We start from the raw sequence: 20,947 nt of genomic DNA, 5'->3' as shown, positions 1-20,947 counted from the left end.
TATACGGGGAGAAGGTTCCGGCAGGCGGATGAGGGGCAGCGCCGACAGAACGCTATCTGGGAGGAAACAACAGTGTCCGAATCCATCATCTCCGCCGACCTCGTCGACAAGGACAATGCCGCGCGCAAGGCTGATCTCGAGCGTGACTACGCGTCGCTCGGCGAGCGCCTCGACCGTCGCGGCATCGCCATCGACGCCATCCGCGACAAGGTCGAGAAATTCGCCGTGGCGATCCCGTCCTGGGGCGTCGGCACCGGCGGCACCCGCTTTGCTCGTTTCCCTGGTGCCGGCGAACCGCGTGACATTTTCGACAAGATCGAGGACTGCGCCGTCATCAGGCAATTGACGCAGGCGACGCCGACGGTGTCCCTGCACATTCCGTGGGACAAGGCCGACCCGAACCGGCTGAAGCAGGCGGCCTCGCGCTTCGGCCTCGGCTTCGACGCCATGAATTCCAACACCTTCTCCGATGCGAAGGACCAGACGCTTTCCTACAAATTCGGCTCGCTGTCGCACGCCGATGCCGGCACGCGCCGGCAAGCGGTCGAGCACAATCTCGAATGCATCGAGATCGGCAAGACGCTTGGCTCCAAGGCACTGACGGTGTGGATCGGCGACGGTTCGAACTTCCCCGGCCAGGTCAATTTCGCCAAAGCCTTCGAGCGCTATCTCGACGCCATGAAAGAGGTCTATGCCGGACTGCCGGACGGCTGGAAGCTGTTCACCGAGCACAAGATGTACGAACCGGCCTTCTACTCCACCGTCGTGCAGGACTGGGGCACCAACTACATGATCGCGCGGGAACTGGGCGACAAAGCGTTCTGCCTAGTCGACCTTGGTCACCACGCGCCCAACGTCAACATCGAGATGATCGTGTCGCGGCTGATCCAGTTCAAGAAGCTCGGCGGCTTCCATTTCAACGATTCGAAATATGGCGACGACGACCTCGATGCCGGTTCGATCGATCCCTACCGGCTGTTCCTCGTCTTCAACGAACTGGTCGATGCCGAGCTTTCCAGCGCCGAAGGTTTTGACCCGGCCCATATGCTCGACCAGAGCCACAACGTCACCGACCCTATCGAAAGCCTGATGCTGTCGGCGGTCGAGGTCCAGCGCGCCTATGCGCAGGCGCTGCTGGTCGACCGCAGGGCGCTGGAAGTCTATCAGGACGGCAATGACGCGCTGATGGCGACGCAGACGCTGAAAGCCGCCTACCGCACCGATGTCGAGCCTATCCTCGCCATGGCGCGGTTGAAGACCGGTGGCGCCGTCGATCCGGTCGCCGCCTACCGGGCGGCAGGCTACCGCGCCAAGGTGGCCGCGGAACGCCCGGCGGTAGCCGGCGGCTCGGGTGGCATTGTCTGACATCTCAATTGATCCGTCTGGTCCATCACTGACGGGTGGACTCGGCGATCCCAACGGGTTCTTCTAGGCGTCCCCCCGCCCGGAGAACCGCCATGCCTCTCAACCGTCGAACACTGATCACCGCCAGTCTTTCCATCACCTTCGTCCTGGCGCCCTTGACGAACGCCTTCGCCGCGTCACCCGCGCCGGCCAAGGGCGAGCACGGCATGGTGGTGACAGCCCAGCATCTGGCGTCGGAAGTCGGTGTCGAGATCCTGAAGAAGGGCGGCAATGCGGTCGATGCGGCAGTCGCCGTCGGCTATGCGCTCGCCGTCGTCTACCCCAATGCCGGCAATATCGGCGGCGGCGGCTTCATGACCATCCGCTTCAAGGACGGCAAATCGACCTTCCTCGACTTTCGCGAACGGGCGCCGCTGGCGGCGACCAAGACCATGTATCTCGACAAGGACGGCAACCCCGTGAAGGGCGCCAGCCTCGACGGCTATCTCGCGGTCGGCGTGCCTGGTTCCGTCGCCGGCTTCGAGACGGCGCGCGAGAAATACGGCACCTTGTCCAGACAGGATCTGATGGCGCCGGCGATCAGCTATGCCAAGGATGGATTCATCCTCAATCAGGGCGACGCCGCCTCCTTTGCCGGCAGTGCCGACAGGTTGGCGAAGGATCCCGCGGCTGCCGCCATCTTCCTGAAACCCGATGGCAAGCCCTATGGCATCGGCGAGCGGCTGGTCCAGCCGGACCTTGCCGCCTCGCTCGCCGCCATTTCCGAGAAAGGCGCTGATGCCTTCTACAAAGGTGCCATTGCCGACGCCATCGTCAAGGCAAGCGGCGCCAAGGGCGGTATCCTGGCCAAGCCGGACTTCGAGCAATATGCGGTTCGCGAACTGAAGCCCGTGACCTGTACCTATCGCGGCTATGAGATCACATCGTCGCCGCCGCCAAGCTCCGGCGGCGTCATCATCTGCGAAATCCTCAACGTGCTGGAAGGTTATCCGTTGTCTTATCTCGGCGCCAGTTCCGCCGACACGGTCCATGTCATGGTCGAGGCGATGCGCTATGCCTATGTCGACCGCAATTCAGCACTCGGCGATCCCGATTTCGTCGACAACCCGGTCTCGAAACTGTTGGACAAGGCCTATGCCAAGGACATTCGCGACAAGATCGATCCGTTCCGGGCCGGCGTGTCGCAGGACCTGATGCCGAAGGGCTTTGGCGAGAGCAAGGAGACGACGCATTATTCGATCATCGACAATGACGGCAATGCGGTCGCCGTTACCTATACGCTGAATGGCTCGTTCGGCGCCGGCGTCGTCGCCGACGGCACCGGAATCCTGCTCAACAACGAGATGGACGATTTCACCCAGAAACCCGGCGTGCCTAACCTCTATGGTCTGGTTCAGGGCGAGGCCAATGCCATCCAGCCGAAGAAGACGCCGCTGTCGTCGATGAGCCCGACCGTCGTGGCCAAAGACGGCAAGCCGTTCATGGTCATCGGCAGCCCGGGCGGTTCGCGCATCATCACCATCACGTTGGAAGCCATCGTCAACGTCGTCGACCATGGCATGAACATCCAAGAGGCAATCGACGCGCCGCGCATCCACCACCAGTGGCTGCCAGACACGGTTTACATCGAGCCGTTCGGCCTGTCGCCAGACACCGAAAAACTGCTGGCCGGCATGGGCTACCGACTCGATCTCGGTGATAAGACCTGGGGCCAGGCTGCGGGCATCCTAGTCGGCGGGAAGAGCCTGGCGGAGATCGAGAAGGGCGGCGGCGCGCGCTACAATGGCGCTATCGACAGCCGTGCCGCATCGGGCGAAGCGCTCGGATATTGATGTCTTGATTCACAAGCCGGACCGTCACGAAATCAGCGTGACGGTCGACGCTATCAGCAACAACGCGGCGATGCCGACAAACAGCGCATAAATGCGCGGCCGGTCGAGCAGCAGCGCGTTTCCCGATATCCAGGCCGATGTGGCGCCGCCAAGTGCAAAAAGGAACCCATTGCGGTGCCCGAAGGTCATCGACGCGGCCATCAACCCACCAATGATCAGCGCGCCGAACACGATGATCACGGCAACCGCATATTTCTCGAAGTCGTTGCCGCTTCCCATGCTTGGACCTATCGCATTCAACGTCGGCAGATCGTCCGGGTCGAAGGGATTGGTCGACCCATATTCGTCTTGACCGGCAGGCTCACGCATTACTCGTTCTCCGTATACCGGCAACAAATCATCAAGCCTTGCCGAGCGCAACCCGATCGCACTGCCCTCGATGCGTTCGGCACGGTCTTCTACACCTTTCCGCCGCAGCGTGCCGCCGACTTTTTTGATTCGTGCCCTTGGCCGTCTTTGATCTCGGATAATCCTGGGCACACCTGCCCGAAGGCGGCCGTGGACCATCCCATAATGGAACGAATTCGTGGAGGAAAAATGATGCCGAACATGGATTGGTCATCCGGGCGGCGATTTTCGGTGGGGCGTGACGTCGCACTGTGCGTAGCGTGGCCGAATCGCCTTGCCGTCGCTCGCCGACAGCCTGATCGCTCAGGACGCGTCGCATCGCCACAGTTTCATGCGGCGCGTTTCAAGCCGCTGATGGCCTGCGCCGCGTGGTTTCGCCCTTGCTATGCCGCCCAGGATGACCAAGCGTGAAAATATCCATTGATCACCAAGGCATGCGGCCGATCGAACCTCTACCGACACCGCGATTTCTATCCGCGAGCCGGCGGCAGCTCGAAGACAGTGGCGCCGTTCTCCTGGCCGCGTTCGACATAGCCGATCAGGTGAAACCATCTTGCGACATCCGACCCCTTGAGCCAGCTGCGCGAGTGAATGGGCAGGTTGCCGGCGAGTGCCTGGATGTGCCTGATATGCCGTTTGCAGAAGCGAATGGTCGCGGCACGGAAGAAATCCTCCTGTGCGGCGAACAGCGTATTGGCAGCGTCGCTGTTCTCATGCCAGGCGATGATCGCCACGGTCTTGTCGCCCTCGACAAGCGCATGCGCACGGCCTTCTTTCAAGTTCATCATCAAATTGTCGTAAGCGATCTTGCTGTCCTTGCCGGCAGCGACGTATTCGTCCGACATCCGCTTGGACAGGCCGCGAAAGACATCCTCGAGATCCCCGAGCGTTGCAGCGCGTGCTCTCATTTCTCCTCCTGGAGCCCCAACAGGCAGTTTGCCCTAAGGTTGGGGGATCACCAAGCAAATCAAATCCGCTGGTGGACCAACGAGCGCAAAGTTGTTTCACTCGGCGATGTGCTATGACGCCACGGGCGGGCTTCCGCGTCTGCGTCAAGTGTAGAGATGCGCCGCGAAACCGCCCAAGTCAGGCGGTTTTTTTCATGTTCAGCATTTCCAGCAGGGCGAACAGTTGTCTTCACAAATCGCGCGTCAGTCTGGGATCGCCACCCGAATGAGGGGAAATGCACCCCGATCGTCAAGGGCGATGGCGCACAGGCGGAAGGCGGCTTGGCGGTTTAATACCCATGGTAGGTGATGCCGGTAACGTACCAATAGGTCAGCATGATAGCGGCGCCGATAACAACCAGCCGGAGAAAGCCCCTAGCTGGACCGGGATCCATTCTCGACTCGTAGACAAAGCCGGTTCCGCCGCACTTTGTGCAGTTCATCCTCAGTGGTCCAGCGCCCGGCATCTGGCAGTTAGGGCACACGACTTTGACTTGGTGCATAACGCGCCCCTTTAGTCCAGCGGTAGCTTGAATGCCAAGCAACGCTGCGGCGTACTTGAATTTAACGGATATTGGGAGGTAGGACATCATGTCTAAAGGTAGTAGTGGGGGGTAGAAATTTACTGATCTGTTTTCGCGTACTCTTAGCAGGCCATGGCTGGCAAATCGGTACCATATCCACCAATGCGACGATCATCGCCGTAAATTCAAAAAGCGTCGGGGAATTTCATGGGATCGGGTGCCCTCAAAGCCGTTTTGCAGCCCTCCCAGGTGCAAGAATACGTCGACAGCAAGGGGGCGAGGTTCGCTAGCGGCACCACTTTTCGACGGCAATGGCGATCGCCTTGGTGCAATCGACGAGGTCTCGCACCGAGACACGCTCATTGGGTTGATGCGCCTGCGCCGGGTCGCCCGGGCCGAAGTTGACCGTCGGCGTGTTGCCGAGGCCGGTCGGCAGGCCAATGTCGCTGTGCGCGCCGAAGCCGCTGAGCACCGGCGACAGATTGGCGTCCTTCACAGCTTCCTGGAAGACACTCACGAACGGGCTGTCGGAGGGGATTTCGGCGCAGTCGGCATCAAGAATCCATTCGACGCGGGCAGGGTGCAGACGCAGATAAGGGTCCGCCTGGCAGACATGGGCAATATGCTCTTCGATCTCGCGCTTGACGTTGCCGCCCAACCTGAATTCGTCATGCTCGCTCGGCAGGTACTGCGCGTCGATGATGATCTCGCCGCGCCCGGCCATGGAGGAGGGGTGCTCGCCGGCGTTGATCTGGGTGACGATGATCTGGTTGGGCAAATCCATCAGCGGATGGTTCTTTTTCGGGTCGAACATCCAGCGCCGGTTGAGGATGTCGATGCCGTCGAGGATTTGCCGGCACAGCTGCACGGCATCGACCGGGCCGCTCGAATACCAGGCATTCGGCGTCAGCTCGGCATGCCCACCTATGCCGTCGATGACGATCCTGCCCCACAGTATGCCGTGGCAGAGCGGCGCGATCCTGTTTGCCGTCGGCTCGGTCATGATGCCGGCGTCGGCGTGAAAGCCGCGGTCGACCATGGCAAGCGAGCCCATGCCGCCGATCTCCTCGTCGACGACAGTGGTAAAGACGATGTCTCCGGAAAGGGGGATTTGCAGCTCCCTTAGGATTTCGACCGCCATCAGCATGCAGGCGACGCCGCCCTTCATGTCGACGGTGCCACGGCCGTGCAGGAAGCCGTCTTTCAACACGGGCTGGAACGGATCGGTTGCCCAGTGTCCGGCGGCGCCCGGCGGCACGACGTCGATATGGCCGGTGAGCATGATCGAACGCCCACCGCCGGTACCCTTCAGGACGCCGCCGAGATTGGGCCGGCCGTCAAAGGTCCTGCCCTTGTTGGCGCCGGCACGTCCCTTGTATTTTTCATAAAGCGCCGGGCCGTCCGGATCCCAGAGATCGGACGTGAAGCCGAGCGCTTCGATGCGTTTTTGCAGATAGAGCTGGCAATCACGCTCACCCGGCCCGGCCTCCTTCGGATTGGATTTCACGATCGAGGGGAAGGCGACGAGATCGCTCAGCGTTTCGACGATACGATCGGCCGCTGCCTCGACGCGGGCGGCGATAGTCTCTTCCATGGAAGGCATCATGATCTCCAACGTTGGGAAAGCCGGTCGGCAAGAAGGACGAACACCAGAAGGGCGCCGACAATCCCCACTTGCCAAACCGTGTTGATGTTCAATTGCAGCAGGCCGGTCTTCAGCGTGACCAAAAGCAGCACGGCCGCGAACACGCCGCCGACGCCGCCGCGCCCGCCGGTGATGGCGATGCCGCCAAGCATCGCGGCGGTGAGCGATTCCAGTTCGAGGTTCTGGCCGATATTGGGCCTGCCGCTGCCGAGCCAGGCGAGCGAGACAAGGCCGGCGGCGCCGGCGAGCGCACCGCTCAGCGCATAGAGGATGAGGCGGACGCGATCGACCGGAATGCCGACCAGCCTGGCCGAACGTTCATTGAAGCCCATGGCGTAGATCCAACGCCCCCAGGCGGTCGACATCAGCACCAGGCCGGCGAGCGCAAAGCAGGGGATGGCGAGGGTGAGAAACGGCATGGGGATGCCTATGACGACGCCACGCCCCCACACCAGCAGCCAAGCCGGCACGCCGGATTGAGCCGCACCCCCGGTAACGGCAAGCGCTGTGCCGGAATAGACGAAGAAGGTGCCGAGCGTCGCGATGAAGGGCAGAAGCGCGAGCCGGTTGACCAGCACGCCATTGAGGGCGCCGAGCAGTGCGCCGGCCAGGACGCAAGCTAGCGGCAGCAGCACCGGCGGCAAACCCAGTTTGAGCGACAGCATGGCGATGATGGCGGAGAGCGAAACCGCGCCGCCGACCGACAGGTCGATGCCGGCGCCGCCGGCGAGGATGACCAGGCCCTGGCCAAGCCCGACCAGCGCCAGGATGGTCGAGAACTGGAGGATGGTGGTGACGGTGCCAAGGTGGAAGACCGCGGGCTTGAGCACAGCCAAGCCGACAATGACGATCAGCCAAAGCCCGCACAGAAGCGCGAGCGTAAGGGCCGGGCCTTGCAGATTGCGCAGCGTCTTCATGTGCGGGCTCGCTGGAGGCGGGTCAGCGGAAGGCGATTGGAAATGGCTTCGAAGCCAAGCACGCCGATGATGAGAACGCCGGTGACGACAGGCTGCCAGAGCGAAGGGATGCCGATCAGAAGCAGGCCGTTCTGGAGGATCCTGAGCAGCAGCACGCCAAGCACGGTGCCGATCAGGCTGCACCGGCCGCCCAGTATGCTGGTGCCGCCGAGGATGACCGCGGCAATGGCGTCAAGCGCCAGCGTGCTGCCGATGCTCATTTCGACATTGCGGTAGGTGGCGACGTAGAAGGTGGCGGCGATGCCGGTCAGGATACCGCTGACGACGAAGGTCATGAAGCGAACCTTGACCACCGGGATACCTGAGAGCCGCGCCTTCTCCTCCGAATTGCCGATCGCCAGCAGATGCAGCCCATAGGGGGTGCGCCGCAGCGCCAGCCAGACCGTGAAATAGGCTACAGCGATCACCAGGGCGGGGACAGGAATGCCGAGCACACTCGCGGCGAGCAGATCGGTAAGGGTCGAGGGCAGGCCGGAGAGCCATTGCCCGCCAAGCAGCACGAACACGGCGGTGCGGTAGATGCCGAGCAGGCCGAGCGTTCCGACAATGGCCGGAACGCGACCGAGGACGACGACGGCGGCGGTCACACAGCCGAGCAGCGCGCCGACCAACGGGCCGACGACAAGCGCCAGCAGCGGATTGCCGTCGGTGCCGAGCACGCGGCCGATGGCAATGGCCGCCAGACCCATGACGATGCCGATCGACACATCGATGCCGCCCATGGCGAGCAGCAGGGTCATGCCGAGGCCGATCAAAAGCAGTTCGGCGCTGTTGCGCAGCACGGTGACCGCATTGCCGGGGGTGGCGTAGTGCGGCGATGCGACAGCAAAGACGACGATCGCCAGCAGACAGGCGACAAGCAGAGACCACTCCCGCCCGTTCATGGAGATGACACCGTTTCCAGACTGTCGCACCGCGCTCACATCAGGGCTCAGAAGTTGAACTTGTCGACATTGTCCTTGGTGAAAACAGCTGGCGGCCCGAGCAACAAGATGCCTTTGGCGGCGTCATAGGTGGCGGGCTTCTCCAGGCCGGCAATTTTGTTTTCGGCCTCGAAAGCCTTGCCTTCGATGAGCTGCTTGCCAGCCCAGACCGTGAGATAGCCGAGCTGCTCGGGATCCCACAGCACGGTGAAGCCGAAGGCACCGCTCTTCAGGTAGGAGCGCGCGGTGTTGGGGCTGCAATAGCCGGCGCCAATGACGGAGCCGATTTTCCCGGCGGTCTCGATCGCCTGGGCGACACCCGGGCAGGTCGAGGAGGCAACGGCGATGATGGCCTTGATGTCGGGGTTGGCCGCCATCAGGTCGCCGGAAATCTGCGCGGCGCGCTCGGCCGTGCCGCCGGCGAATTGCGGGTCGAGCAGCTTCAGCTTCGGATATTTGGCGGCGGCCTGTTTCTGCATGAAGCCGATCCAGGCGTTGAGATTGGACGCCGTCGCCTCGCCGGAGACGATGCCGATTGTCGCGTCTTCGCCGACGCGCTTGACGAGTTCGTCGATGATTGTGGTGCCAAGGCCCTCATCGGTTGCCTGCGCGACATAGACGGCGCGGCCGCTGTCGGGCGCATCGCTGTCGCTGGTGAACAGCTTTATCCCTTTCGCCTTGGCGCTCTCGACTACGGGGGCGACGCTGGAGGCATCGAGCACGCTGACCGAGACCGCCTCGACGCCCTGGTCGATCAGGTTCTGCACGATCTGCAACTGGTCGACCGGATTGGTGTCGACGGGACCGGAATAGATGAAGTCGACGCCGAGATCCTTGGCGGCGCGGTTGCCGCCGGCTTCCATGGCGTTGAAATAGGGAATGCCGATCAGCTGCGGCACGAAGGCTATCCTGTGCTTGTCGGCGGCGGACGCGGCCGAGGCAATGGCGAGCGACAGTACGGAGACGGCGAGCGCTTTTTTGAACTGCGAAAGCATTGTGTTTGATCCTCTCTGGAATGACGCGCGTTTCAGTTTGTTTTTTCGAGCGCCCGCACGTCGGGATGGGCGCCCGTTATGAGCGAAACGACTTCCTCGTGGTTAGTCTCGGCGGCCAGCCGTTCGGCCACCTTGCGGCCGCGCCGGAACACCACGATGCGGTCGGCAACCTCGAAGACTTCGGAAATGTTATGGCTGATCAGCACCACGGCGCAGCCGCGCGCAGCGAGCCGCCGCGTCAGCGCTAGCACCTTGCGTGTTTCGGCGACGGCAAGGGCGGCTGTGGGCTCATCCATGATCACCAGCCTGGCGTTCAGATTAAGCGCCCGGCAGATGGCGACGGCCTGGCGCTGACCGCCCGACAGGCTGCCGACCGGAGCTTCAGGATCGGAAATATGGGCGTCGAGTTCCTGCAGGAGACCATCGACGCGCTGGCGCATTTCCTTGCGCTTGAGGAATGGGATGCCAAAAATGGAGCGTTTCAATTCTCGCCCGAGAAAGACGTTTTCGGCGATCGACAGGTTTTCTGACAGCGCCAGTTCCTGGAAGATCGTCGCGATCCCCGACGCGGCCGCGTCCTTGGGCGAGGAGAAGACGACCGGGCTGCCCTCGATGACGAGTTCGCCATCGCTCGGCGGGTGAGCGCCGGCCAGGATCTTGATGAAGGTCGACTTGCCAGCGCCATTATCGCCAAGCAGCGCCAGCACTTCGCCGGAGCGGATTTCAAGGTCGACGTCGGCAAGCGCCGTCAACGCGCCGAAGCGCTTGGCGATGTTCCTGGCGACGAGAAAGGGTGCCGTCATGGCAGTTGCTCCGGCGGTGATGGATTGGCTCAAGCAGCTTTGCTGACCCAGCGCAGCACGTTGGTCCAAAGGCGCGCATATCCCGGCCATTCGACAAAGCTGTTCGGTAGCCAGTGCGGGCCGATATCCGATGTCCACACCAGCGTGCGGCCCTCGCCATGACGCCCGGTCACGAGCAATGGATGGCCGCCCTGGTCCTGCGGCAGCCGCGCCAGGATCTCGACGTCGCCGCGATCGCGGGCGATGACCTCATTGGCGCCGAGCAGGATCGGCCATTCGCCCTTTATGCCGGCAAAGAGCGGATGATCCGCGGCGCCGATGATCTCGGGCCGAAAACCTTCGGGAATTTCGAGCCGATCGTCATAAGGGAGGCAGGTCACCGGCAGCGCCTCCTCGACCGCGGTGCGATGCCAGCCCGCCTTGCCGTCGATGCCCTGGAAGGAGAAATAGCCGCCGATCATCACCAGGCCGCCGCCGGCATGCGTCCAATCGCGCAGCAGCTTGAGCCGGTTGGGCACCGTCTTGCCATGCAGCCAGACGTCGGGATGCAACAGCAGCGAGTTGGCGCCGATGTCGGAGAGGATGATCGCCTTGTACTGCGACAGGCCTCCGATGGTGAAGGGCAGCTTTTCGACGGCCTCGTGGGCCGGCATGTAGTCAAGGTCGAATTCGCTGTCCTTCAAGGCGTTGACTAACGGCGTCGCGCCGAGATGGAAGGTGACGCTGCCGAACTGGTCGAAGCCTTTGTAATGCGTCGCCGAGCTCATCCAGCTCTCGCCGACCAGCAGGACTTTTGTTTTGGCCATGGTGACGTTCTCCAATTCTGGCTGGTCAGCCTGTTGCTTCTGGGTGGCGCGGATCCGGTAAGCCATTGATCTAGCTTGCTACCGCGTCGCTGTTGGCCGCAGCGGCGGCCTTCAGCGTGGCAAAGTCGGCAATGTATCCCTGCGCGCCCTCGACCGTCGTCGTCAGACTTGCGCCGGTCGCGGCGTAGCGGGCGGCCGTCTCCAGCGACGCGCCATGCAGCCAGAGACTGAGAAAGATGCCGGCGAAGCTGTCGCCGGCGCCGGTCGCGTCCACCCGGTTGACCGGCAGCGCCGGCACTTCGATCTGCGGTCCGCCCGTAGCCGGAAAGACAACTGCGCCGAATTCCCCCAAGGTGAGCACGACCGTCCCGCGTGGTTTGATGCGTGACAGCACTTGCCGCACCTCATCGATCATAGACGCCATGCGCGCGCCGAAGCCGTAGATCTGCCTGATCGTCACGTCATTGATGAAGGTGAGGTCGATCTGTTTGACCATCTGCGCAAAGACCTCTGGCGTGCGCGCGCTTTTGGGCAGGCCGGGCGAATGCAGGCTCACCTTCCAGCCCGCCTGGTGAAAACGAGCGATGGACGCCGTCATCGTCTCATAGTGGAAGCCCTCGATGTGCAGGCACGTCGGGCGCTGCTCGGGCTGGATATCGAGGTTGGCCGTAAGGTCGACCTCGCCCAGCTCGAACGGCTCGCTGATGATGGTGCGGCTGCCGTTGCGCTCGATGATGACGATCGCCTGTGACAGCCGGTTGTTCGGCGTGCTGCGGATGGGTAGGGCGTGGACACCCAGTTTGGAAAGCTCGCCCAATGCCCAGTCGCTCTCCGCGTCCTGGCCGACTGCAGTCGCCAATTCGACGTCGAGAGCGTAGGGCGCGCCAACGCCGGCGGCGGCGACCGCGAGATTGGCCGCGGGACCACCCAACGCCTTTTCGATGTGGCTTGCGGTTATCCGGTCGTCGCGGTGCGGCAGCACGTCGACGCGGCACAGGAAGTCGACGCTCACCCGGCCCGCGACGAGAAGTCTGGGCAAATGATCGAGATTTTTTAGCCGCTGCGGTGCGCGGCCGGGAAGGGAGCGCGCAAACGAACTTGGACGGTACATCAAGGCCGCTACCGCCTTTTCGATACGGCCTCGCGTGCCTTCCTTGAGAGCCGCAGTTCCGTTGATGAAGTTCGAGACCGTGCCGATGGAGACACCGGCGGTTCGTGCGACATCCGCTATTGTGGGGCGCTTGCGTTGCAACAACCTGGCTCCTATTGAAGCGTTTCAAACGCTAGCAACGGAATCGCGCAAGCTCAACGAAACCATTTTCTAAAGAATTGATGAACGTCATCTCAAATTGGAATATCGATCCGGCAATCGTCTCAATTCTGAAGTGGATCTTTCCAATATTGAAGGATTTTCAATCCAGCGAACAGCGAGCATCTAGCGGGCGGATGACGGAACAGCGAAAGTAGCCCCATCACTGGTCAGCCCACATCGGCGCGTTAGGAGCGCGCTCGGATGCGCTTACCGTGCGCGAAGCCGGATTCAGCGAGACGGCGACCAAGGCGGTGGAACGCGCGCGAAGGACGAGGCGGTGGGCTGGCCGAGAAAGAGCTTGCCGGGAAGGACTGGCTGCCGATACCGTTGAAGGCCTATCTTCGAACCGAGCACGGTGACCGCGCGGTGGACCTGATGGCGGCGCTGAAAGGCGCGATCGATCCGCAAGGCCTGATGAATCCGGGGAAGATCTTCTAGCATCCGCCCGACTTGGCCAAGGATAGAACGAGAAACTGCGTGTACGTTCCGATCCCCTTCGAGACCGACCTTTCAGTCAAGCCCGAGGGTCAAGGCCTTCTTCGACGCGACCACGAACACGGTCAGCTACGTGGTCGGGGATCCCAACTCGAAGTCTTGCGCTGTCATCGATTCCGTTCTGGACATCGACTACGCGGCCGTCCGGGTCGCTTAGCACTCGGCCGACAGGATTATCGAGCAAGTCAGGCTGTGATGCGCTAAGTATGTGCGTTACCGAGCACCGCCCGGAGCCCTGAGTCGTTCTGGCGGAGACGTTCCTCTATCCATTGCGCCGTGCGGTCGTAGGCGTCCGAAAACAACTCGGAATGCCGACTCCAATCCATGAAGCTGATCGTGCTCGAAACCTGCGGACAGACCAAGACATCCTCGTCGCCGACGGCAATGTCCGGCGGCCCGTGTGTCAGCATACTCGCGGCAATAACCTGAAGCATGCTCGGAACCTGCGGCAAGCGGGCACGGCCGAAAGGGTTCAGCAGGGCGACCGCCAGTTCCGATCTTCCGGGGATGCGGTCATAGTCGATGGGGTATTTTTGCGGTCCACTGGACCCAAAGCTCACGATGACATTGGGGCCGGTCTTGAGTTCCCTCATCTGTTCCAGCGGCAAATTGTTCATGATGGCGCCGTCTACAAGCATATCGCCGTCAGCCGTAAAGAACGGCGGCAGGACACCCGGGATCGAGCCGGATGCCCGAACGGCTTGCCAGAGTTTTCCACGACGGTGGACATAGGGCTGACGGCTGCTCAGATTGGTCGAAAGTGCAAAGAACGGAAGCCAAAGATCTTCGATCAGAACGTCGCCGTATTCCGCCCGAAGGGCTCGATCGAAGGTTTTGTGATCTAGAAGCGCGAAACGCGGCAAGGTGGGGCGCCGAAACGCCCGACTCTTGACAAATATGTTGTGCGTGCCGCGGTCGATCTGCTCCGCGTCCAATCCTCTTGCGAAGCCGGCCATCATCGCCGCTCCGGAACTCGTCCCGCCGAGATAGTCGAAGCGCCCGCCCGCCTGGAAGAAGGCCTTGTAGACGCCCAGATGGGCGCTGCCCAGGGACCCACCCCCCGCCGCCACGAAGCCACGTGCCTTGCAGGAAATAAATCGAACCAGGCGCTGGATATCAGCCCCGTCCTCCAGCGCAACATGATGATGCTGGCCGACATAGGGACGCTCATCGAGCCACGCAGAGGTGCCGGAGACCGCAGCCGAGCGATTGTCGTGAATTAGGACAAGCCGACCGGTCGCTGGTGGATGGACCGATAGCGCCAATTCCTCGGACGCGTTCAAGCGAGGCGAGGAGGACGCGTTCGCCAGCAACAGGACGGTATCGGCCTGGCGAATGCAGACTCGTGTCCATTCATTAGGTTCTTCATCGGCGACGTAGACAACGAATTCAGCTTGCGCCTCCAGTTCGTTCAACCAGTTAAGGACCGGCTGGCCGTCGATCGGGCGACCTGCGAACTTCGCGTGGACGTCAAGCCGGGAAACGAACTGAGCGCGCGTGACCGCGCCGAACTCTTGCTGTAGGTGCCCGATGAAAACCGGTGAGATGCGACTTCCGCCGGCTGCAATGATGGCAAGCGTTCGGATCTTGGCAGGTTTCTGGGGACGTGACAAAATCGGAGATTGCGTGGCGAACCGGCGCGCCAGAAATATTGTGACCGCCTCTCTCAGGTTCGGCAAAGCCTCTGCCGCCTTTTCGAAATGATTACGACTGATTTCAAGGACGATCGAATCGCGCGCTGCAAGGACAGTGGCCGTACGGGGCAGCCCTGCAAAGAAACCAATTTCACCGACTAGTTCGCCCTGTGCGATCTCGGCAACCGAGCCAATCGGATCTCCTTTGTGTACCGTAAAGCGACCGGACAGCACGACGAAGAACCTGTCCGATGGATCGCCCTCGCGAACCAAGACCTCACCGCGCCTCAGGACCCGACGGTCGGATTCGGCAGCCAAAGCCTCGAGCGCCAGCAACGACGCCCGATCGAACATCAATGTCGCCGACAATAATCTCGCGGCGAGAGAATCGACGGAGGACATTTGAGCCATCCCGGGGACACGTTCGCTCCGGTGATTGTATCCTGTACCGCTCGTGTTTGCAGCGTCGCAAGGCTCGATCCGAGCCGAACCGCAACGTTGCCGGCTGGAGTCCGTCTATGGATCAAAATTCTGATGTGCCAACCTTATGCCAAGCATTGGTTCCCTGTGGCGTCTGCGAGGCGCTCGATCCGCGGCAACTGGTGGGATTCGCCATGCCATCTCGAAGGCGCGCCGTCGCTGCGGACGTTCAAGCGAAGGGCGAGACCCCGAACGGCCAGCCGTGCAGCCACAGCCCGAACATTGCGAAAGCCACCAAGCCGATGCCCACAGCAATCAGGTGGCTAAGCGGTCGCACGACCGCGGGTGCCGGATCCCCGCTGGCAGGTGCGGGCGGCCGCGCCATTGAGGACGCAGGAGCGTGAGCCGCGCTCGCCGTCGAGATCCGCGCCCGCATTTATCTTCTACCGAATGGCAGCTTGCGCCTCATGTCGGTCATAGAGGCAAATATTGGTGGTGCGGGAAAACGGACCTTACCGTCGATCCTGTGGAAGTTCGAGGGTGCGCCACCCACGATGACAGTCAGAAGAGAGTAAGCGGAGGCTCTTCGGGTTCAGACTGCGTAAAGGCCAAGAACTCGGGGTGCGGAACTCGTTGACGGACCAGTTCCCTGGCCGGCCTATCGGCCGCAGATAGTGGGGATATGCCAGCGCTTCCGAGCATCTGCTTCCCGGAAGCCGGCGGGCTGCTTTCGACGAATTGCGTTGAACAACTCTCGAAGTGGACCTTGGCAACCATCGGTCCGCGACTGTCTCCTTCCAGATCGGGTCGGGCGCGCGGTGTCACGCAACAGGTTGCTTGGCGGTTCGAACATCAGCCCCGTATTTCTTCAGCGTGCGCCTTCACCAGATCGGCCATGCTGTCGAATCGGAAATCCACCACCGGCACCTCGCCTGGGTTCATCGTGGCGCCGAAGCCCTGATCCGCATGCCGGCGATGGATCCAGCACGATGTCAGGCCGAAGCGGTTGGCGGGAACGTGATCGTGGAACATGCTTTCCGCAGTGTGTAGGATCTCTCGCTTCTCTATCCCGATTGTACCGAGCTTTTCGAGCATATAGTCGAAGTTCCGGTCGGAAGGCTTATAGGAGCCGATATCTTCCGCCGTATAGATCGCGTCGAAGTCCACGCCGAGCTTCTTGTTGCTGAACGAGAAGCTTTTGTTGTCGACGTTGGAGAGGATGATCAGCTTGTAGTGCTTTTTGAGGTACTGCAAGGCTTCAGCGGTGTCGGCAAAAGCCGGCCAATCCTTCACGCTTTCGCCATACGCCACGCATTCCTCAGGAGTGACGATGACACTCCACTCCTCCGCAAGTCGCTTGTAAACGATTGCCAGAAGATCGCGGTAGCGTTTCCCCGGCGTCCATTTCTGCTGGCTGGATTCGTGCCGGGCGTGCGCCTCCAGAATGTCGTTCCGATTCAACGTGCGGGCGGCCCGTTCGGTCAGCGGCCTCAGCCCGTCGACCATGCCGGATTCCCAATCGATCAGGGTGCCGTAGCAGTCGAAGGTCAGGGCTTTGAAATCTGTGAGCTTCATGGGTTTGCCTCCTTTGATGTGCGTGGGTGAAGCGACGCCGGCGTGGATCGCGATCAATCGTGAGGTCGATTTCGCCTCGGGGATTAGCCGATCTGCTGCTGGCGGAGCTGAAAGTACTTCGCCGCTGCGCTGCCCGACGAGGTGAACCAGACACCGAACAGTGTCACCGCAAGGCCAGCCAGCATCGCCTTCGAAAGCGGCTCGCCGAACATCGACCAGCCCCAGAGCATCGTCACCGGTGGGCTGAGATAGATCACGCTGCTGACCTGTGAGGCGGTGTAGAGGCGCAGGCTTACATAATACGTGCTGTAGCAGAAGAAGGTCGAAAACAGCACCAGCCAAGCGATGCCGAATCCAAACCGGGCATCGAGGGGCGGCATCAGCCCGCCATTCCATTCGGCGCAAGCGGCGAAAAGGATTGCTGCCGTCAGGCATTGAATGCACAGGCTCTGATGGATGGGCATATTGATCGTCCCCATCCGCTTCTGCACCAGGGTTGCCAGCGCCAGAACCATCATGGAAGCGACCGTCAACAGATATGCCCAGGCCGGGGCCGTCCCGAGGCTCAGGCTGTCCAGCGAGACGATGAGAACGCCCGTCGCTCCGAGGGCCGTTCCGATCCATTGTCTCCCGGTCAGTCGGTGTCCCAGCACCGGCTGTGACAAGGCCGCGATGGCGAGCGGGACAAGATCGGAAATCAGCGCGACAAGGCCGGTCGGCACGCGCTGGCCGATGGCAAGCGCGAATCCGCCGAGATAGAGGAACATCATCGCCACGCCGAAGACCATCTGCTGGACCAGGGCACGGGCGCTTATGCGCGCTCCGATCAGGAGAGCAAATGGCGAGAGGATCAATCCGGACATCAGTGTCCGCCAGAACAGCACCAGCATGACATCGGCATTCCCGCTGGCGTAGCGGATGCCGACGAAGCCGGAACTCCAGCTTATGACCAGCGCCGTCGCCATCATTGGCCACACGAGGCGATGGGCTTTGGCGTGCAGGAGCGTCATGGCATCTCTTTGGTCAGGCGCCCGTGACCCGGAAGCGGATCACGGCCAATTTTGGCGCGGACTATTGACGACACGCACGCGCTTTTGCACATGACAAATTTCGATATGATCATGAAGTGGTCCGAAAACCGGCATATCGACTTGCCTTAAGGACTATCAGAGGATCAGAGATTGGCGCGTCTCTTTAGTTTCGAGCGAGTATTGTCATGGCTGGAGTGATGACCCGCCGCCTGGATGTCGACGCCTTGCGCGCGCTCGTCGCGATCGAGAAGCACGGCGGCGTGACGCGCGCGGCCGAGATTCTCGGCCTGTCGCAGTCGGCCGTCAGCCACAAGATCAGGAGGCTTGAAACGAGTCTCGACTGCGAAATCCTCACCCGGAAAGCAAATGCGCCGATGTTCACCACGGCCGGACAGGATCTGCTTGGCTATGCGCGGCGCATTCTGGGCATCCATGACGAGGCGGTCGAAAAGCACTTTGCAAGGCAAGATCGCGCTGGGAATGACCGAGGATACGACGTGCACGGACCTTTCGCGCATTCTCGGCCGCTTTCGCCGGCTCTACCCGGAGGTGAGCGTCCGCACGCAGGTGCGCATGAGCCTCGTGTTGCAGGAGCAGCTCAGCCAGGGAGCCCTTGATGCCGCCATCATCCAGGTCTTCCAGCACGAGGTCCGCCCCGCCGATATCCTCCTGTTCCGCGAGACGCTGCATTGGGTGAAATCGCGAGACCTGGTGCTGTCGAACGGGAAGCCAGTCCCATTTTTATCCTTCGATGAAAACTGTTTTTATCGGCGCTGGGGCATGGACGTCGGGCAGGACGAGGATACGGTGTTCGAGACCGTGTTCGAATGCTCCAGCGCAGCCGGAATCATTGCAGGCGTTACCGCGGGGCTCGGAGTCGCGATCTTGAGTCAGCGGTACCTGCAGCCCGATATGGAGATAGTCGACAACCAGTTCCCAAAGGCTCCAGACCTGGCTTATGTAATCAGGCGCGCGCGCAATCCCAGGAACCCCGCGCTAGAGACTCTGGTCAGGGAGATCGAGGCTGAGGTAAAGCGTTATGGGACGCTTCAAATCGCCGTCTGAGGGCGCCGCGCTGCGAAAGCTGGCACGTCAATCCTTCGGCTGTTCGCCGGCAGTTCGTCCATAGCTGGCCGTTTCTCCCGCTCTTCCAATAAGATTACGCGGCAGTCCGCCGCCCTGAAAGCAAGGGCCGCTCTGGCGCAAAGCCCGGGGGTATAACGCTGGATGTAAAGGTCGGCCTTTCGCGAAAAACATCCCGAAAGCGGACGTTCCGTTTTCGGCCCCACCTCGGTTAGGCGGATAGGCAAAGTCGAGCAGCCATTTGACCTTGGCAATCGTCCGGTCGGCACGCCCCTCCTTCTTCAGCTTGTTAACGTATTCGTCCGCGATTGACCGAAAGGAGTCTTTTACCGAACCGGCCTTGCGCAAACTGCGTCCCTGCCCGGGGTCGATGCCAGCCAGCAGGAGACGTTTAGCATCATCGCGCGCCTCACGTGCCTCGGCCAGGGAGATAAGGGGATAGCTGCCCAACGCCAAAAGTTTCTGTTTGCCGTCAAAGCGGTAGGCGAGCCGCCAAAGGCGAGATCCTGTGGGCTGCACCCATAGCTGGAGCCCGCCACCGTTAGACAGTTTCACGAGTTTGAGACCGGGGCGAGCGTTTCGGCAATTCACGTCGGAAAGGGCGATTCGACACATCTCCTTTGGCTGTTTCGATACCAAAAAGATGCCGAATACCAACGGAAATACCATCCCCGCGCCCCGTTGGACCAAATACGCTGAAAGCCGTCGAAATGCGTCCAAGTGCGCCATGCGCGCCGAAAAAATCAACGATTTCAATGGTTTGTATAGATGGAAGCGTGGAAGCTTCGGCAAGGGGGCGTATGGGGAGAGGAGGGGATGGTGCCCAGAGGCGGATTCGAACCACCGACACGCGGATTTTCAGTCCGCTGCTCTACCAACTGAGCTATCTGGGCCTGTTCCGGCAAACGAAATCTCATACACCGGATCTCATGAAGCGCCATGGGCGCCCCTTGAAAGCGCGTGGGTTATAGCACGGGAATCCGGCCTGTCCAGCGCCCAGATGGCGATTTCAGACAGGAAATTAGACGCCGTGCAATGGCCCGGTTCCGATGCCGTGGTGATGGCCGGAACGGCGTGCCGCGCGGTCCTATTTCGGTCGGCGGCGCCCTTGTCCGCGTTTGCCGTCGCGGGCACGCAACGGCGCGACCCGTCTTTTAGCCGACGATCAAGATGCGCCAATGCATTCGCGGCGCCGGGCAAGCACCGCCTGGTCGCCGGGTTCTATCTGGCGCCGGACACCCCTCTGCGAAAATCGGAGGGCGACATGCCGGCCAGCTTGCGGAACGATTTGTTGAAGGCGCTGAGCGAGCCGAAGCCCGAATCCATGGCGACACGCAGCACATTGGCGTCCTGGTGCATCAACAGCGCCTGCGCGTAGCTCAGCCGCAGAAGGTTGACATACTCGTTGAGCGTCATGCCCGTCGATTTTTTGAACAGGCTCATGGCGTATTTCGGGTGGATGTCGGCTGCGGCCGCGATGTTCACGCAATCGATGTCGTAGAGGAAGTTCTCGGCGATGAAATCGCACATGCGTCCGACGTTGCGCGACGACTGCTGGTCGAAGGCGCTGCCGGTTTCCTGGCCGATCGGGCTTGCGGATACGAGCCGGTAGGGCTCGAACCGCACCCGCTCCAGCCGCAGCAGCAATTCGTTGACGGCGTGTTCCGCCTTGGCCTGGTCGCCGGACCGGGCGTAGCGGTTCCAGCGCTCGAAATTATGGTTGTCGGAGGGGTCGGTGGCACTCGTCACCAGTGTGGCACCCGTCATCAGCCGGTGCCGGATGTCCGTGGGCAGGTGCAGCCGGAAGAAATGCACCAGCGGCAGATGCGCTCCGGCATAGACGGCGTCGTCGGACAAATCGTCCATCTGGTGCGGCAGCCCGCCCCAGAACAGGCACATCTCGCCGGCCGACAGCGAAATCTCGTGGTCGTTCATGCGGTAATGGACGCTGCCGCGCACGATGAAATTCACTTCGACCTGGGCATGCCAATGCGGTTTGAGCATCACCAGAGGACTGGTGTGAAACATTTGCAGCAGCAGCGGCAGGCCTTCCACGCTGCTGGCGCCAGGCTGATAAAACGGCCGTTCCGACATCTTACTTTCCGCCAATTTCATATTCCCTTTGACGGCGACAGGCCCTGCCCACTGCATAGTCTAGCCACGCTCACAGTG

16 protein-coding genes, 1 tRNA gene and 2 pseudogenes are annotated in these 20,947 nt (G+C 61.6%); 4 read left to right on the top strand and 15 right to left on the bottom strand.

All coding sequences use genetic code 11. The features are described from left to right. Positions 1-72 precede the first annotated feature (72 nt). Both rhaI and ggt read left to right on the top strand, forming a co-directional pair. Entirely contained in the window at positions 73-1,365 is a 1,293-nt protein-coding gene (gene rhaI, locus AC1D2G_RS05535) for an L-rhamnose catabolism isomerase (protein WP_477412565.1), read from the top strand. 92 nt (positions 1,366-1,457) lie between these two features. Further along, positions 1,458-3,197 carry a gamma-glutamyltransferase gene (gene ggt / locus AC1D2G_RS05530; protein ID WP_477412563.1) on the top strand — a complete coding sequence of 580 codons (1,740 nt, stop codon included), beginning with the start codon at positions 1,458-1,460 and terminating at the stop codon, positions 3,195-3,197. Positions 3,198-3,221: 24 nt separating this feature from the next. On the opposite strand, the gene AC1D2G_RS05525 is transcribed toward ggt, so the two are convergent. The 9 genes from AC1D2G_RS05525 to AC1D2G_RS05485 form a co-directional block, all read right to left on the bottom strand. Further along, on the bottom strand, positions 3,222-3,476 hold the full coding sequence (locus AC1D2G_RS05525) for a hypothetical protein (protein ID WP_206073701.1): 255 nt from the start codon (positions 3,474-3,476) through the stop codon (positions 3,222-3,224). Positions 3,477-4,075: 599 nt separating this feature from the next. Further along, positions 4,076-4,513 carry a hypothetical protein gene (locus AC1D2G_RS05520; protein ID WP_477412561.1) on the bottom strand — a complete coding sequence of 146 codons (438 nt, stop codon included), beginning with the start codon at positions 4,511-4,513 and terminating at the stop codon, positions 4,076-4,078. A gap of 849 nt (positions 4,514-5,362) precedes the next feature. Further along, the gene (locus tag AC1D2G_RS05515; RefSeq protein ID WP_477225394.1) at positions 5,363-6,679 is read right to left on the bottom strand and encodes a M20 family metallopeptidase; all 1,317 of its coding nucleotides are present in this window, start codon (positions 6,677-6,679) and stop codon (positions 5,363-5,365) included. Next, positions 6,679-7,638, bottom strand: a complete 960-nt coding sequence (locus AC1D2G_RS05510; protein ID WP_477412559.1) for an ABC transporter permease — start codon at positions 7,636-7,638, stop codon at positions 6,679-6,681. The genes AC1D2G_RS05515 and AC1D2G_RS05510 overlap by 1 nt, the downstream gene beginning before the upstream one ends. Continuing rightward, positions 7,635-8,582, bottom strand: a complete 948-nt coding sequence (locus tag AC1D2G_RS05505; protein WP_477412557.1) for an ABC transporter permease — start codon at positions 8,580-8,582, stop codon at positions 7,635-7,637. Before AC1D2G_RS05505 ends, AC1D2G_RS05510 begins: the two co-directional genes overlap by 4 nt. Before the next feature lie 47 nt (positions 8,583-8,629). Further along, entirely contained in the window at positions 8,630-9,616 is a 987-nt protein-coding gene (locus AC1D2G_RS05500; protein WP_477398984.1) for an autoinducer 2 ABC transporter substrate-binding protein, read from the bottom strand. A 32-nt stretch (positions 9,617-9,648) separates the two neighbouring features. After that, complete coding sequence (locus tag AC1D2G_RS05495) at positions 9,649-10,419, bottom strand: ATP-binding cassette domain-containing protein (protein WP_477412555.1); 771 nt, start codon at positions 10,417-10,419, stop codon at positions 9,649-9,651. A gap of 29 nt (positions 10,420-10,448) precedes the next feature. Then, positions 10,449-11,225, bottom strand: coding sequence for a glutamine amidotransferase (locus AC1D2G_RS05490; protein WP_477412553.1), 777 nt, complete (start codon positions 11,223-11,225; stop codon positions 10,449-10,451). 70 nt (positions 11,226-11,295) lie between these two features. Next, positions 11,296-12,477 (bottom strand): carbohydrate kinase family protein, encoded by a 1,182-nt coding sequence (locus AC1D2G_RS05485; RefSeq protein WP_477412551.1) that lies wholly within the window; start codon positions 12,475-12,477, stop codon positions 11,296-11,298. Between the two features lie 261 nt (positions 12,478-12,738). Here AC1D2G_RS05485 and AC1D2G_RS05480 point away from each other — a divergent pair, with 261 nt between their 5' ends. Then, a complete protein-coding gene (locus AC1D2G_RS05480) occupies positions 12,739-12,975 on the top strand; it encodes an FAD-linked oxidase C-terminal domain-containing protein (protein WP_477412549.1) in 237 nt (78 codons plus the stop codon). Positions 12,976-13,232: 257 nt separating this feature from the next. On the opposite strand, the gene AC1D2G_RS05475 is transcribed toward AC1D2G_RS05480, so the two are convergent. The 3 genes from AC1D2G_RS05475 to AC1D2G_RS05465 form a co-directional block, all read right to left on the bottom strand. After that, the gene (locus AC1D2G_RS05475) at positions 13,233-15,068 is read right to left on the bottom strand and encodes a patatin-like phospholipase family protein (protein ID WP_477412547.1); all 1,836 of its coding nucleotides are present in this window, start codon (positions 15,066-15,068) and stop codon (positions 13,233-13,235) included. Positions 15,069-15,938: 870 nt separating this feature from the next. Further along, positions 15,939-16,661 (bottom strand): haloacid dehalogenase type II, encoded by a 723-nt coding sequence (locus tag AC1D2G_RS05470; RefSeq protein WP_477412545.1) that lies wholly within the window; start codon positions 16,659-16,661, stop codon positions 15,939-15,941. Between the two features lie 83 nt (positions 16,662-16,744). Next, positions 16,745-17,671, bottom strand: coding sequence for a DMT family transporter (locus tag AC1D2G_RS05465; RefSeq protein WP_477412543.1), 927 nt, complete (start codon positions 17,669-17,671; stop codon positions 16,745-16,747). Between the two features lie 206 nt (positions 17,672-17,877). On the opposite strand from AC1D2G_RS05465, the pseudogene AC1D2G_RS05460 reads away from it, so the two are divergent. After that, positions 17,878-18,757 (top strand): annotated as a pseudogene (locus AC1D2G_RS05460) (LysR family transcriptional regulator). 234 nt (positions 18,758-18,991) lie between these two features. Here the strand turns inward: AC1D2G_RS05460 and AC1D2G_RS05455 are convergent. The 3 genes and pseudogenes from AC1D2G_RS05455 to AC1D2G_RS05445 all read right to left on the bottom strand — a co-directional run. Then, positions 18,992-19,381, bottom strand: a pseudogene (locus tag AC1D2G_RS05455) (Arm DNA-binding domain-containing protein); the annotation flags it as partial. A 211-nt stretch (positions 19,382-19,592) separates the two neighbouring features. Further along, positions 19,593-19,668: transfer RNA gene (locus AC1D2G_RS05450), tRNA-Phe, on the bottom strand. 328 nt (positions 19,669-19,996) lie between these two features. Further along, positions 19,997-20,890 carry a helix-turn-helix domain-containing protein gene (locus AC1D2G_RS05445; protein WP_477412541.1) on the bottom strand — a complete coding sequence of 298 codons (894 nt, stop codon included), beginning with the start codon at positions 20,888-20,890 and terminating at the stop codon, positions 19,997-19,999. Positions 20,891-20,947: the final 57 nt, after the last annotated feature.

Source organism: Mesorhizobium sp. P2_C7, assembly GCF_056404515.1.
This window is presented reverse-complemented; position numbering and strand designations above follow the sequence as displayed.

Bases quoted from the DNA above. Each gene is read 5' to 3' on its own strand.
- ggt (WP_477412563.1), top strand. From the start codon at position 1,458: ATGCCTCTCAACCGTCGAACACTGATCACCGCCAGTCTTTCCATCACC.
- AC1D2G_RS05525 (WP_206073701.1), bottom strand. From the start codon at position 3,476: ATGGGAAGCGGCAACGACTTCGAGAAATATGCGGTTGCCGTGATCATC.
- AC1D2G_RS05520 (WP_477412561.1), bottom strand. From the start codon at position 4,513: ATGAGAGCACGCGCTGCAACGCTCGGGGATCTCGAGGATGTCTTTCGC.
- AC1D2G_RS05515 (WP_477225394.1), bottom strand. From the start codon at position 6,679: ATGCCTTCCATGGAAGAGACTATCGCCGCCCGCGTCGAGGCAGCGGCC.
- AC1D2G_RS05510 (WP_477412559.1), bottom strand. From the start codon at position 7,638: ATGAAGACGCTGCGCAATCTGCAAGGCCCGGCCCTTACGCTCGCGCTT.
- AC1D2G_RS05505 (WP_477412557.1), bottom strand. From the start codon at position 8,582: ATGAACGGGCGGGAGTGGTCTCTGCTTGTCGCCTGTCTGCTGGCGATC.
- AC1D2G_RS05500 (WP_477398984.1), bottom strand. From the start codon at position 9,616: ATGCTTTCGCAGTTCAAAAAAGCGCTCGCCGTCTCCGTACTGTCGCTC.
- AC1D2G_RS05495 (WP_477412555.1), bottom strand. From the start codon at position 10,419: ATGACGGCACCCTTTCTCGTCGCCAGGAACATCGCCAAGCGCTTCGGC.
- AC1D2G_RS05490 (WP_477412553.1), bottom strand. From the start codon at position 11,225: ATGGCCAAAACAAAAGTCCTGCTGGTCGGCGAGAGCTGGATGAGCTCG.
- AC1D2G_RS05480 (WP_477412549.1), top strand. From the start codon at position 12,739: ATGCGCTTACCGTGCGCGAAGCCGGATTCAGCGAGACGGCGACCAAGG.
- AC1D2G_RS05475 (WP_477412547.1), bottom strand. From the start codon at position 15,068: ATGTCCTCCGTCGATTCTCTCGCCGCGAGATTATTGTCGGCGACATTG.
- AC1D2G_RS05470 (WP_477412545.1), bottom strand. From the start codon at position 16,661: ATGAAGCTCACAGATTTCAAAGCCCTGACCTTCGACTGCTACGGCACC.
- AC1D2G_RS05465 (WP_477412543.1), bottom strand. From the start codon at position 17,671: ATGACGCTCCTGCACGCCAAAGCCCATCGCCTCGTGTGGCCAATGATG.
- AC1D2G_RS05445 (WP_477412541.1), bottom strand. From the start codon at position 20,890: ATGAAATTGGCGGAAAGTAAGATGTCGGAACGGCCGTTTTATCAGCCT.